At 37.9% G+C, this 13552-nt stretch carries 11 protein-coding genes; 1 reads left to right on the top strand and 10 read right to left on the bottom strand.

Annotated features, from left to right (window positions below):
* Nucleotides 1-12 precede the first annotated feature (12 nt).
* The gene (locus ACNTMY_RS01345) at nt 13-1284 is read right to left on the bottom strand and encodes an extracellular solute-binding protein (protein ID WP_423216387.1); all 1272 of its coding nucleotides are present in this window, start codon (nt 1282-1284) and stop codon (nt 13-15) included.
* Between the two features lie 11 nt (nt 1285-1295).
* Nucleotides 1296-3458, bottom strand: a complete 2163-nt coding sequence (locus ACNTMY_RS01340) for an alpha-galactosidase (RefSeq protein WP_423216386.1) — start codon at nt 3456-3458, stop codon at nt 1296-1298.
* A 109-nt stretch (nt 3459-3567) separates the two neighbouring features.
* Here ACNTMY_RS01340 and ACNTMY_RS01335 point away from each other — a divergent pair, with 109 nt between their 5' ends.
* Nucleotides 3568-4398 carry an AraC family transcriptional regulator gene (locus ACNTMY_RS01335; protein ID WP_423216385.1) on the top strand — a complete coding sequence of 277 codons (831 nt, stop codon included), beginning with the start codon at nt 3568-3570 and terminating at the stop codon, nt 4396-4398.
* 39 nt (nt 4399-4437) lie between these two features.
* On the opposite strand, the gene ACNTMY_RS01330 is transcribed toward ACNTMY_RS01335, so the two are convergent.
* From ACNTMY_RS01330 to ACNTMY_RS01295, 8 genes are all read right to left on the bottom strand, one after another.
* Nucleotides 4438-6048 carry a glycoside hydrolase family 53 protein gene (locus ACNTMY_RS01330; protein WP_423216384.1) on the bottom strand — a complete coding sequence of 537 codons (1611 nt, stop codon included), beginning with the start codon at nt 6046-6048 and terminating at the stop codon, nt 4438-4440.
* A 28-nt stretch (nt 6049-6076) separates the two neighbouring features.
* Nucleotides 6077-7750 carry a lactose/cellobiose PTS transporter subunit IIB gene (locus ACNTMY_RS01325; protein ID WP_423216383.1) on the bottom strand — a complete coding sequence of 558 codons (1674 nt, stop codon included), beginning with the start codon at nt 7748-7750 and terminating at the stop codon, nt 6077-6079.
* A gap of 90 nt (nt 7751-7840) precedes the next feature.
* Nucleotides 7841-8152: a PTS lactose/cellobiose transporter subunit IIA gene (locus tag ACNTMY_RS01320; protein ID WP_021141568.1), complete on the bottom strand. Its 312-nt coding sequence runs from the start codon at nt 8150-8152 to the stop codon at nt 7841-7843.
* Between the two features lie 12 nt (nt 8153-8164).
* A complete protein-coding gene (gene lacG / locus ACNTMY_RS01315; protein ID WP_423216382.1) occupies nt 8165-9565 on the bottom strand; it encodes a 6-phospho-beta-galactosidase in 1401 nt (466 codons plus the stop codon).
* Nucleotides 9566-9575: 10 nt separating this feature from the next.
* Nucleotides 9576-10412 carry a PRD domain-containing protein gene (locus tag ACNTMY_RS01310; RefSeq protein WP_423216381.1) on the bottom strand — a complete coding sequence of 279 codons (837 nt, stop codon included), beginning with the start codon at nt 10410-10412 and terminating at the stop codon, nt 9576-9578.
* A gap of 205 nt (nt 10413-10617) precedes the next feature.
* Entirely contained in the window at nt 10618-11514 is an 897-nt protein-coding gene (locus ACNTMY_RS01305; protein WP_423216380.1) for an aldose 1-epimerase family protein, read from the bottom strand.
* 96 nt (nt 11515-11610) lie between these two features.
* Nucleotides 11611-12606: a tagatose-bisphosphate aldolase gene (lacD, locus tag ACNTMY_RS01300; protein WP_423216379.1), complete on the bottom strand. Its 996-nt coding sequence runs from the start codon at nt 12604-12606 to the stop codon at nt 11611-11613.
* 2 nt (nt 12607-12608) lie between these two features.
* Entirely contained in the window at nt 12609-13541 is a 933-nt protein-coding gene (locus tag ACNTMY_RS01295; protein WP_423216378.1) for a tagatose-6-phosphate kinase, read from the bottom strand.
* Nucleotides 13542-13552 lie beyond the last annotated feature (11 nt).

Raw genomic sequence — 13552 nt, 5'->3', positions numbered from 1 at the left:
TCCATTTTCCTCCTACTTTTTCACGTCAGCTTTCATCGGATTGAAGAAGGCATTCATTTCATCGGCATATTGTTTAGCATCTTTAGTCATGACATAGTTAGCTGTTAAGTTGAAGAAATCTTCTTCACTTGACCAATTTTCACCAAGCCAAACATAGTGTTTGTCTGTAAAAGCTAGGTTATAAAGAGAAGCAAGTGGTGATTGTGTATCTTCAACTACTCCTTTAACAGCTACCGGTGAACCATCCACGTCATAATATTTTTGCATTGCCTTAGCAGATGTCATATAAGAAATAAACTGTTCACACTCTTTTTTATGCTTAGTAGTTGATGAAACAGATAAAGCCAAATCCCCTGCTCCTACTGTCACTTCTTGACCAGCCTTTTCGCCTGGGAAAGCAAAAGTTGAAACTTCAAAGTCAGGATCTTGTTGCTTAATAGCTGCTAAAACCCATGACCCCCCTGGTAATATCAAAGCTTTTTCAGTCGCAAATGCAACAACAGAATCATTGTAAGAAGCACCTTCCCAGTTAACCTGTTGATTACCTTTGTCAGCTAATAAGTCAAGACGTTCCAAAACACTTTTTACTTCTTTATCTTTTGCTGAAATAGCATTCACAGGTGAAAAACGAAGATAATCATTTGCTTTAGCGCCACTTCCTGCCACACTGATATAAGCCAATTGGTGATAGCCATTTAATGTCCAACCTTCACTTCCAGCAAGAGCAAAAGGTGTTTCTCCAGCCGCTTTAATTTGTTTTACCAACGTTTGGAATTCGTCCCAAGTCTCAGGAACTTTAAGACCTAATTCATCAAATTTTGTTTTATTGAAGTAAAAGCCATAAGCATTCGCTGATAAAGGCACACTGTAGATTTTTCCTTTAACTGCGTATTTATCAGCATAATGATTTTTGATATTTTTCAAATAAGATTTACCAGTCATGTTCAAGAAATAGCCTGCCTTGGCCCATTCTTTAAAATCAACATTTTGTGGGTAAATATTGATGACATCTGGAGCGTCACCTGCCAGCATGCGTGTTTTCAAAACAGTTCCAGCACTTGGCACACTAGTCATTTTGACATCGATATTTGGATTTTCTTTCTCAAAATCTTTAATGATTTCTTTTAAAGTGCCCACCATTTCTGTCTTCTGATTAAAGTACTCAATGGTCACTTTACCATCGCTTGATGAGTTAGATTGCTTTGAACAAGCACTTAATGTCAAACTAGCTACAGTAGCTAAGACTACTGCACCAGTTGCCGTCAATAATTTACTCCATTTCATGGGAAACCTCCTTATTGTTTCACGAAATAGTATTGTTTGCTTAGAAAATCACCTTGTGCAAGAACCATCGTTAAGCCAGCATACATAAGTTCAGCTCCTGAGTACACTTGTCCTGTCTCTTCAAGACGATAAAGAGCATCTTCTTGCAGACCTTTTAATTTAACAGTTGTTTCGATGGTTTCAACGGTTGATAAAATTCTAACATATGTCATCACAACTTTGTCACCGTAAACAAATTCAACTGCCGTTTCATTTGAATCACTTTCTGGATTGATGAGGCGATATTGTTTCCCAAATTGGATAACTGGTCGAATGTCTTTGTAGTGTGCGACTTGAGCAGCAATCACTTCTTTGTCACTTTCTGGCAAGCTTGTCAAATCAAGTTCGTAGCCAAGATTTCCCATCATAGCAACATTACCACGAGTTTCAATCGGTGTTGTGCGTCCCATTTGGTGATTAGGACTTGCTGATACGTGAGAGCCCATTGAAATGGTTGGGTGAAGGTAAGTTGAACCGTATTGGATTGGCAAACGTGAAATGGCATCAGTATTATCACTAGCCCAAACTTGTGGGAAATAGCGCATCATACCAAGGTCATTTCGACCACCACCACCTGAACAAGATTCAAAGAGAATATCGCTGTGTTTTTCTGTCAAATAAGACACCAAATCATACAAACCTAGCATGTAAGCATGTGATTGCATTTGGGTCGCAAGGTAAGTGTCACCATTTCCGTTGTTTGTGATGTTACGGTTAAAGTCCCATTTGACATAATCAATAGCATTTTCTGTCAAAATCTTATCAATAGCTGCCTTGATATAAGCTACGACATCAGGATTTGCAAGATTGAGCACCAATTGATTACGAGAATAAGTATGACCACGGCCTTCTGCCTGAATCGCCCAATCTGGATGCGCACGATAAAGATCACTATCAACAGAAATCATTTCTGGTTCAAACCACAAACCAAATTTCAAACCTTTAGCATGCACTTCAGTAATCAAGTCATTCAAAGGTCCACCGAGTTTTTCTTCGTTGACAACCCAGTCACCAAGCGCACGATTATCATCAAATCGATTACCAAACCAACCGTCATCAAGAACAAAAAGCTCGATACCAAGTTTGCTTGCTTCATCAGCTAAATCAAGCAATTTTTCTTTTTTGAAATCAAAATAAGTCGCTTCCCAGTTGTTAATGAGAATTGGACGTTCAGCGTGTGCAAATTGTTTTGGCATGATGTGGTCTTGAATGAATAATTGACTTTCTTGAGTGAGTTTTCCAAGACCTTGATTTGAAAAGGTCATCAAAGCCACTGGCGTTTCAAAACTATCGCCAGCTGACAATTGCCAAGCAAAATTATCATCATTGATTCCGATACCTAAGCGAACTTCGTTCAATTGATTTTTTTGGACAAAAGCTTGAAAATTACCGCTGTAAAGCAGTTGAAGAGCTAAAGCCTGACCAGCACCTTCTGTTGCTGTGTGGTCACATAAAATCATGGCAGGTGTATGGGAATGACCTGAAGCGCCGCGATTTGAAGCAACTGTGAAAATACCTTGTTCAACGTTTTGACGGCGAACAGTTTTTTCACGCGCATAGGCACCTTGCAATGTCACCACATCATAGTCAGAAGCTGGCACATCAAGCATGGTTGACAAAGCACGATTGATAACAACTGCTTTATCTGATAAATTTCGGACCTCAGCATAAGTTGAAATGGTGTTGCAATCAGCATAAGCAGTATAGTAAAGTTTTAATTCTAGCGCAGCGACTTTATCTTCAAGTGTCAAAACCAAAGTTTCGGCATCTTCTGTCGTATGTGGATTAGGTAATCCTGTTGCTTCTTTTGCACCGTGTAAAATCTCACTAGATGTTAACTTAAATTGTGTCAATTCGTTGTTAGCGTGTGCTATTTTTAGAGATGGTTGTCGGAAATCTCCGAACCCATGAACGCCAAAAACTTGGCGTTGTGTATCATAACTAAAAGTGCGGTCGTCTGGAGTTGGATTTCCTGAAAAAGCGTGGTCCTTCTCAAAAACAGCATTTGAACCGTGGTACTTAGCAATTTTGCCTCCAATATGACGAAGAAGCAAATCCCCTTCTTTATTTTCGATAATCATTGACATCTCTTTACTTTGAATGTAAAAAAGATTCCCTTCGATGCGAATTCCCATGATAATTCCTCCCTTTGTTTACTAAAATTTTACCATCATTTATTTACCTCTTGAATGGTATCATGTTGGGCAAATATGGTAAAATGTTGTTTATAAAGGAGTTGATACTTTGAATGTTCTAAATACCTACAACGAATTTGACACGAATAATTTTGACCTGAACGTCGACCATTATGGTGCTGAGATTTGTGATAAAAACTACTCTTTTGGACCTACTGTTAGGGATAACTACGTCCTTCATTTCATTGTTGATGGCAAGGGAACTTTCAAAATTGATGGCACAACGACCGAACTCAAAACAGGTGATATATTCATTTTGCCGAAAGGAAAAGTGACCTTCTACCAAGCAGATAGCAAGCACCCTTGGACTTATCTTTGGGTGGGATTTAGTGGTTCAAAAGCTGAAAGCATCTTAAATAAGACGCAGCTCCTTGAACACTACTTTTGTCATTCAACACTCAACTCTAAAATCCTCGATCAGCTAGTCAAATTAACTAAATTTCGTAACCAAAAACTCGATGACATTACAGAACTTCAGCTGATTGCTGAGCTTTACAAACTACTAGCATTTTTAATGGAAGAATTTCCAAGCAAAGCAATGTCTGATAGCAGTATTTTGATTCAAAATTACATCAAGCAAGCTAAAAAAATCATTCACACACAATATGGAAATCCATTAAAAATCAGTGAGATTGCCAAAAAGCTCAATCTAAATCGCTCCTACTTGTACAAGATTTTCAAAGAAGAAACAGGTTATTCTCTCAAGGATTATCTCATCCAAATCCGCATGGAAAAAAGTGCTGATTTGCTTACCAGCACGACTTTTCACATCTCAGAAATCGCAAATGCTGTAGGCTTTCCAGACGCTCTCGCCTTCAGCAAGGCTTTCAAAAAACATTTCGGACAAAGCCCAAGCAATTACCGTAAGACACAAAGATAAAAAAACTCCCCCAGAACTAAGTTCTTGAGGGAGTTTTTCTTAATCAACTTTAACAAGTCGGACGTTATCAATGTTTAACCATTTGTTGGCAGATGATTTGACGTAAACGCCAACTTCACATTGTCCGTTTGTGATTTTAATATTATCAATGGTGTAAGTTTTCCAAGTATTTGAGTCTTTGAGAGAGATTTTTTGTTCACTGCCACCATAATTTTTAATATAAAGTTCTGCATTTTCAAGACTTGTATCACCCATAGCATCGATGCTTAATTTGTAAGTACCTGAGCTGAGATTTCCTACTGTTTGATAGATAGAACTTTCGTATGCTTTGTCTGACCAGAAGCTGAGTTTATAACGCGTATTATCGTAAATTTCTGTCTTGATTCCAGAAATTTGGCCATTTTTCCAAACATTCCAAGATGATGGACTTTCGGTATAACCGTCCCATTCAAAGCTATTGTTTTGAAGGAGATTCGTTAGATTAGAGTAATTAAAGGCTTTGATACCACGCAAAGCATTTCCTTGAAAATCAAAGACAGCTTGATTTTCCCATTCGTTACCTGTCATATCTGAAACGCCAAGATATGACATACCTGCTTGCGTAGCCCATGAGACGTTACCGTTATACCAGAGTGGTTCCCAATAGAAGAAACCAAGTCCATTGTTATTTTTGACATCTTTAATCTTATCAACCAAGTCTGTCAAAAATTCATACTGACCATCTTGGCTAGCTTTGTAACCAGCTGCTGCTTCTTCTGTTGCTGTGACAGCATTTGTCTTTTGGTCAAGATTGTCAAGAGTATTAGCATAAGCTGTTTCAACCACAACAACTTTTTTATTGTAGCGTTCGCTGATATTATCCATATTTTCAGAGAGTTCTGCTAATGTACCGTGCCAATATGGGTAATAAGAAATACCGACAATATCAAAATCAACGGATTGATTAGTGATTTCGTCTAACCACCATTGAAAAGCTGACTTGTCACCACCGTCTGCCAAATGAAGCATGATTGGGGTGTTGCTTTGCTGTGTGTCTTTCACGGCTTGAACACCAGATTTTAGGAAAGTCGCCAGGCGAGTGAATTCTTGACCATCACCGCCCCAGCTTTTTCCGTAAGGCCAAAGCATACCACTATTAAGTTCGTTTCCGATTTGCACCATATCAGGGTAAATGCCTTGTGACTTCATCTGATTAAGGACATCAGCTGTGTAAGAATAGACACTTGAATTTAATTGTTCAAAGGATTGATTCTGCCAAGCTTTGGGAAGATTTTGTTTTCCAGGGTCAACCCAGAAATCACTGTAATGGAAATCGAGTAAGACTTTCAACCCTTTATTTTTAGCACGTCTGGCTAATTTTAACGTTCTGTTTAAATCATTAGTTCCTGCGCCGTAGGCATTACCATTTGCATCATAAGGATTGACCCAAAGTCGCAAGCGAACATAGTTAACACCATTATCTTTTAAAATTGTCAGCGGATCTTGTTGTTTACCATTGATTTTGTAAATAGCTCCGCTTTGTTCCATCTCATCAAGAATTGAAATATCAGCTCCATTGATGAAGTTATCGGCTTTAGTCATGGTAGTTCCAGCAAAAGCTAGACTAAATACTGCTGCACTTGCCATGACAATCTTCTTTAGCTTTTTCATAATTTTTTCCTAGCTTTTAATACATCAGTTAGTCAAAGTATGACATTACAAAGGCTACTGCACCTTCTGGATCACGGGTTAATTTAATGTATTCAGCACCTTTTGTAGCTGCTAACTTGATACCAAGAGCATCTGTATCTTTCTTGATATCTTCGTAGAATGAATTCACTTGTGGAGCAAGGACAATCATATCAAAGTTTTTCATGATTTCATAATGTGAACCGTAAGCGCCAGCTGATGCTGTAATATTAGCACCTGTTGCAGCAGCTCCTTCAGCAAGAGCATTAGCAAGCATAGCACTTGTACCAGCACCGGCACAAAGAACTAAGACGTTGATTGGTTTATCAGTTGTCACTTTAACAGCAGGTTTTGCTTCAACAACTTTTTCAGCAGCTTTTACTGGAGTAATACTTTCAAGTTCTTCTATTGCAGCATTTTCAGCTTCTTCTTCAAGAAGTGAAGCGTCATAAGCTTTGATGAATGGGAAGTAGATAATAGCATCAACAGCAATAAGAACAAAGACAAGAACAACGGCTAGAAGGCTGACGCCTGTACCAAGAATAAGTCCGATTGGAGCTGGTGTTGCCCAAGGAAGAACATACATAAAGCTGTTCATTTGAAGCACATCAACAAAGAATTTGAAAATCCAAACGTTGGCAATTGGCGCCAAAAGGAATGGAATAAAGAAGTAAGGGTTTAGAATGATTGGTGTTGCAAAAAGCAAAGGTTCGTTAACGGCAAAGCTAACTGGGATAAATGAAGCTTTACCAACGGCTTTCAATTGTTTTGATTTAGCAAATAGCAAGAAAAGATATGGAACAACAAGTGTGGCACCAGTACCACCCATAGTACCAACGAAGTTACCAAGACCGACAGTCAATACGTTTGAAGCATGTTCACCAGCTTTAAACAATTGAAGGTTAGTTTCGACATTCGCATAGATAATCGCTGCGATAGCTGGTTCTACGATTGATGGACCATGCACACCAACGAACCAGAAGAGTGCCATTGCACCCCAGATAATTGCAATTCCAAGGTAGCCGTCTGCTGCTGTAAACAATGGTTGTAACAAAGTGATAACTGCTTCAGCAAATGATGTTCCAAAGAAATGACGAATAATTGTATCAATAATAACTGCTGCAAAAACTGCAAATGAGAATGGGAAAATATCGCGGAATGTTTGAGAAATAGTACCAGGTACTTCTTTTGGCATCTTGATTGTAATGTCACGAAGTACACAGAATTTGTAAACATTAACAGTAATAAATGCTGCGACGAAAGCTGCTAGGATACCTTTTGTACCCATGTAACCAATAGCAAGTCCATCTTTGATTTCATCAGCACTCAACATCAAGAAGCTGACAATTGAGGCAAGCATGACAGAAACCGCATTGATTTTTTTGTTACCTGGCATTTTACGGTTAACAGATTCTGCCAAACAACGTGCTGTTGTCGCTGAAACAAGAAGGGCAACTACACCCATTGAATAATTGTAAATTTTCCAAAGCCAACTTGAGAAGTCTTCTGGTAATTTAATACCAAGGACATCCGGAATGGATGCAATCAAGATGAAAATACTAGAAAAGAGAATAGCTGGCATTGCTGCTAGGAAACCATCACGAATGGCACCTAGATAAATGTTACGAGAAACTTTTTCAAAAAAAGGTTTACCCTTTTCAATTTGTTGAATGAGTTTGTTCATGATAAAACTCCCCAAGAACCTGAGCTTAGCAAACGAGAGGAGATTAGGCATTTGCCAAGCCTTGGTTCACTTCCTTTCTTTTTTCAAAAATTAGCGATTTTTATATAATTCAATAAAATCCGTAATAAGGTCACGTAGCAACAAAGTTGTCATCAAGTGGTCTTGACCGTGAACGAAGATAAAACCAAGTTCCAAATCTTCACCACCTGCTTCTTGTGCTAGCAAGGCTGTTTGAGCATTATGCGCTTTTGCTAAGTTTTCATCAGCATCTTTAATGGCTTTGTCAACATTATCAAAGTTGCCAGAACGAACTTCCTTGAGCAATTGTAACAGTGTACTTCTAGCATCACCTGAGTAAGCTACAATTTCAAATCCCAACATTTGTAATTCTTTTTTATCCATATTCAAAATCTCCTATTCTACAATTTTTGTATCGCTGATGTGTTTGTACCAGTAAGCTGATGCTTTTGGATAACGTTTTTGTGTTTCAAAATCCACATAGAACAAACCATAACGCTTATTATATCCATTTGACCATGAGAAACAATCCATCAATGACCATAGGAAGTATCCTTTAACATTAACCCCAGCCTCAATTGCCTTAGCAAGAGATTGAAGGTAAACTTTCAAATAATCAATACGAGCTGTGTCCATAACGATGCCATCATCAAATTCATCTTTATAGCCCATACCATTTTCTGTGATGTAAATCTTGTTATAGTGCGGGTAATCTGCTTTGATGCGAAGAAGCAAATCATACAAACCTTCTGGGTAAATGAGCCAATCCCAATCAGTTCGTGGAATGCCTTCTTTGTAAATGCGTTCGCCGATACCTTTAACTTTGTAAACAGATGTTCCTTTGTCACCTGTACCGTTGTGATGAATAGCATTTTCACCATTGTAGGCTTTGACAAAGTGACATTGATAATGGTTAATACCAAGATAATCGTTGCGGTGACTAGCTTTTTTCATTTCTTCAAAGTCGCTGTCGAGGAATTCATAGCTAGCATTATTAGCTGCACAGATTTCGTTAAGCGCTTCCATTGTTTCGTTTGAATAATAACCTAGATAAGTTGCATCAAGTAAGAAACGAATTGAAAGAGCATCATCTAAGAAAGCGGCGTGTTTATCTTCTTTACTATCAGTTGCAGGGTATTTTGTTTCAAGAGAGTGAACCACACCAATTTCACCTTTGTAGCCACCATCTTTAAACAAATTAACCACGCGCGCATGTGCGTACATCATATTATGAAGACATTGGATAACTTTTGAAAGGTCATATTTGATACCTGGTGGGAAAATTCCAAGTAGATATTGGTTAGTTGCGACTGGATAGATTTCATTGAAAGTACTCCAGTGACGAACTTCTGTAAATTCTTCAAAACAGAATTTTGCATAATCAACAAAAGCTTCAATCGTGTCACGGTTTAAGAAATCGCCGTTATCAAACAACACTTTTGGCGTATCAAAGTGATGAAGAGTTACAAATGCTGTGATGCCACGTTTTTCACACTCAGCAAAAACCTTGTGATAGAAATCCACACCTTCTTGATTGACTTCACCAGTTCCATTTGGGAAAATGCGACTCCAAGCAATTGATAAGCGAAGTCCATTGACACCAAATTTTTCACAAAGCTCGATATCTTGTGGGTATTGGTGATAAAAATCACTGGCAGGATCTGGACTAAAACGACCTTGTTCAGCTAGAAAATCATCCCAAGCAACTGCTCCTTTACCACCTTCTTTTGTTGAACCTTCAACTTGGTAGGCTGCTGTTGCGCCACCAAAAATAAAATCTTCTGGTAATTTGTACATTTTTCTCTCCTTATTTCAATAAACGTTGAATATGTATAACTAGATAAACACGTTCACTGCGTGATAAATCTATGTCTAATTCTTTTTCAATCACATCGTAAATAGCTTGTCCAATTTGGTAAGCTTGTGGATAATCTGATTTAACAAATTCCTCCATATTGATTAACGACGTTTCATCTTGTTGATTTGTCTGCAATCGATTAATCAAATAGGTAAGATGAATCATTAAGCGGTCATATAAATTGCCATTTTCTGCGCTACGTTTAATGCCGCTACTTGATAATTCTTCTTCAACCAATTCCAAGACACGCTTTCTTGCGTTTTCTTGCTTATTTTCTGAAACCTCGTAATCACCTTTTGCATTGATAAAATGCAAAGCCATGCGTCCAACTTCGTCGCTAGGAAAAACAACTGATAGTTTTTGACTTAAAATCTCAACTGCTTCTTTTGCCATTGCAAATTCTGTCTCATAAGCATCAGAAATATCTGGCAAATGACTTTCCTGATAATTTCCTTTTAACAGCTTTTGATAAACCGAATAAACATGGTCTGTCAGCGTCACGTATAAATACTCTTGAACAGGAAAATGATATTTATCAACCAATTGATCAATCATATTGTAAGTGACTGTTAAGATATCAAGTGGAATATTTTTCAAAAGCGTTAAAAAGTTTTCTTTTGATTCTTCTGTTCTTAAAGAAAAAATCTTTTCAACTTTACTCGGTACGATTAAGTCACCTTTTTTCTTGTGAAAAACAATCCCTAATCCCATAACGACAGCTTGTTGCCCTTGTTCATCCTTAACTAAGGCAACATTATTGTTGAGCGCTTGTACAATCCGAAACATTTGACCCCTCCCCAGTGGTTTTTAGACAATAAAAAACCACAAACAAGCTAGCCCTCCCCCGTCTAGATCATTTGCGGTCTTGCCTAATGTCTTAGTTACAATCCACTCTATTTAATTTCTATGGTTATAATATAGCACACAAATTTTATTTTGTAAACCCTTTCTTGTTTATTTTTTGAGTTTTTTTGTTTATTTTTAAACATTTTCAAAAAATAGTGATAGAAAAAGATTTCTCATCAGTTCCTTCAGAAGGCACAAAAGCAACCTGACGTTTATCTTCTAAAACATCACTCTCATCAAGCGATGTTGACAAACCACTCCATGGTTCCAAGGCAATAAAGGGACCTTTAGTCGTTGTTGACCATAAAATCAGATTTGGAAAATCTGCAAAATCCAAGCGCAATCCTTTATCGTGTTTATGAGATTTGAGAGAGATGCTACGCGAAGCCAATTGATCTAAAGTAATCGCATCTTTAGCAAATAAAGCATAATCCAATTCTAGAATTTTTTGATTTTGCAAAAATGGCGTGCGCTTATTAACATCAAGAAGCCCTGTTTCAGGAAAGGTTTCTGGTACAGTACAAGTCTCCTCTTTTTCGAACTCGAGATAATAATCTTCATAACGCTCATCAAAAAGTAAAGGACAATTAAAACCAGGATGTCCTCCAATAAAATAAGGCATAGTCTTAGCTTTTTCATGATTCGTCACTTGATAAGCCACAGAAATCGTCTTATCAACCAAAGTATAAATAATTCTTAATTCAAAATCATAAGGATAATTAACCAATGTCTCATCAGTTGCTCGAATAGAAAATGCAAGGCTATTATCAGATATCTGCTCATACATAAAATTTTTCTTGCGCACTAAGCCATGACGTGGAATGATTCCTGTAAAATGTGGGTGCGTACAAGGACGATAAATGGCTTCATCATCACGTAAACTACCACAAATAGGAAATAAAACTGGTGCTTGAGAGCTCCAATACTCTGGGTTTCCTTGCCACAGATATTCGATACCATCTTTGTCCTTTATTGAAGATAAGGCACCACCAAATTCTTTGAACTGCACTGTTAAAAAATCATTTTTTAATTCTATAACCATAAAATCCTCCTTAAAAAGGGAATGCTAGCCCTCACAACCAACATTCCCAATTTCAAAAAACAAATTAATATAAAAGAAGTTTTAATGAGTTAAAGTTTAAGCAAATGCTGGTTCGATAACTTTCTCAGTCCAAGAAGTGGCTGTTTTAGCAAGAACAGCATTCAGTTCTTCGATGTTCTTACGTCCTTGTGTTCTTAACCATTCACGCGCAGCTTGCTCACCTTCTTCGATGTAAACTTGAACAGAATCAGCCCAAGTAGCACGTCCACAAAGGACACCGTTGAATTTAGCACCTGATTCAGCCGCAAAGACTAAAGTTTCTTGGAAAAGTTTAGCAGACACGCCTGCACTTAAGTAAATATATGGCAAATGGCTTGCAGCCTCTTGGTCTTCAAAGGCTTTAGCAGCTTCTTTCCTTGTATAAACCACTTCACCATCCGCAAATCCTTCAACATATTTCATATTGACAGGAACTTCAACCTTAAGCACATCAATGCCAAAACGTTCATCAGAGAAAACTTTCATTGCTTCATTAACTTTATGCGGTTTAACTTTGGCAAATGCTGCGCTTGTATTATCAGAAATAGTTTCATCATAAGTCAAGATTTCAAGGAAGAATGGCATGTTTTCAGCTTTACATTCATCACCAATACGTTCAATGTAAGCTTGTTTTTGAAGATTAACGTATTCATCACCATCAACGTCGTAATAAAGCAAGAATTTAACAGCATCCGCTCCTTCTTCTTTAAGACGTTTTGCAGACCATTCCACTAAACAATCTGGCAAGCGACTAGTCGTTGTGGCATCATAACCAGTTTTTTCATAAGCAAGCAAGAGCCCTGCATTATCATCACGAACTTTACTTGCTGGCAAACCATACTCAGGGTCAAGAAGAATAGATGATGCATATGGTGTCAATTCTTCTGAAACCAGAGCTTTCAAGTGTTCGATTTGTTCAACTGTTGGTTCTTCTGTTTGATATTTCGCCATCATGCGTTTTAGGGCCCCGCGTTGGTCAAATGCCAAAGCTGAGATGACACCATCACGGCTAAGTTTCTCAAGTAGTCTACGTTTTTCTTGTGTTAATACCATTTTTATACCTCTTCAACTTGAATCTGATTAAATAAATTTTCATAATTTGTCATGTTGACATGACCTGTCATTTTTTCTTGAGCATTAAGCATGCCGAGTGTATTGGCACGTCGTAGAAAATCTTCATCGGAAAGATTATGAGTAATCGCTGATGCAATTCCTGCGACCGTCGAATCGCCTGACCCAACAGGATTTACAACTTTGATTTTAGGAATATGGACACGATAAAATTTATCACCGTGTTTGGCAAAAGCTCCTTTACTGCCTAGTGAAACAACCACCCACTCAATCCCTGCAAATAAATCATCCTGCAAGATTTCTTTTAAGTCAGCCACATCACCTGTCACTTCTCTTCTGACAAGTTGTGATAATTCTTCTGTGTTTGGCTTGATAACAAATGGTTTGTCATCACCTGTTAATACTGCTTCTAGAGCCTTGCCAGAGCAGTCCAATACGACTTTTTTACCTTGTGAATTGGCTTGTGCAATCATTTTTTGATAATAAGTCGAACAAAGACCAGCAGGCAAACTTCCTGAAATCGTCACGACATCATAGGTTGGACAAAGATAGCGAAAATGATTAAGAAAACCATCTGCCTCATCTTGGTCAATCATCGGACCTGCTTCCAAAATTTCTGTCTGAAAGCCTTCATGTAAAATCGCAATACAGTTTCGAGTTTCTCCGTGAATTTTGAAAAAGCGGTGCTTGATTTGACTTTTATCTAATTGCTCTGTCAAAAAATCTCCTAATTTTCCACCGATAAGACCAGTAGCTGTCACATCATCACCAATATCAGATAGGACACGTGTGACATTCAAGCCCTTGCCGCCCGCTGTTTTCTTAACATCTGAAACACGGTTAACCGTATCTAGTTTCAATTCATCAAGCGGATAAGAAATATCGATTGATGGGTTCAATGTTACCGTTAGAATCATCTGATTTTCTC

It is taken from the genome of Streptococcus equinus (genome assembly GCF_049393735.1).
Taxonomy (GTDB): Bacteria; Bacillota; Bacilli; order Lactobacillales; family Streptococcaceae; genus Streptococcus; species Streptococcus equinus_G.
The sequence above is the reverse complement of the archived record's forward strand: the minus strand, read 5'-3'. Positions and strand labels throughout refer to the sequence as shown.

Excerpts from the sequence above, each read along its gene's own strand:
- lacD (WP_423216379.1), bottom strand. The coding sequence starts at position 12,606 with ATGGTATTAACACAAGAAAAACGTAGACTACTTGAGAAACTTAGCCGT.
- ACNTMY_RS01320 (WP_021141568.1), bottom strand. The coding sequence starts at position 8,152 with ATGGATAAAAAAGAATTACAAATGTTGGGATTTGAAATTGTAGCTTAC.
- lacG (WP_423216382.1), bottom strand. The coding sequence starts at position 9,565 with ATGTACAAATTACCAGAAGATTTTATTTTTGGTGGCGCAACAGCAGCC.
- ACNTMY_RS01310 (WP_423216381.1), bottom strand. The coding sequence starts at position 10,412 with ATGTTTCGGATTGTACAAGCGCTCAACAATAATGTTGCCTTAGTTAAG.
- ACNTMY_RS01345 (WP_423216387.1), bottom strand. The coding sequence starts at position 1,284 with ATGAAATGGAGTAAATTATTGACGGCAACTGGTGCAGTAGTCTTAGCT.
- ACNTMY_RS01295 (WP_423216378.1), bottom strand. The coding sequence starts at position 13,541 with ATGATTCTAACGGTAACATTGAACCCATCAATCGATATTTCTTATCCG.
- ACNTMY_RS01330 (WP_423216384.1), bottom strand. The coding sequence starts at position 6,048 with ATGAAAAAGCTAAAGAAGATTGTCATGGCAAGTGCAGCAGTATTTAGT.
- ACNTMY_RS01340 (WP_423216386.1), bottom strand. The coding sequence starts at position 3,458 with ATGGGAATTCGCATCGAAGGGAATCTTTTTTACATTCAAAGTAAAGAG.
- ACNTMY_RS01325 (WP_423216383.1), bottom strand. The coding sequence starts at position 7,750 with ATGAACAAACTCATTCAACAAATTGAAAAGGGTAAACCTTTTTTTGAA.
- ACNTMY_RS01305 (WP_423216380.1), bottom strand. The coding sequence starts at position 11,514 with ATGGTTATAGAATTAAAAAATGATTTTTTAACAGTGCAGTTCAAAGAA.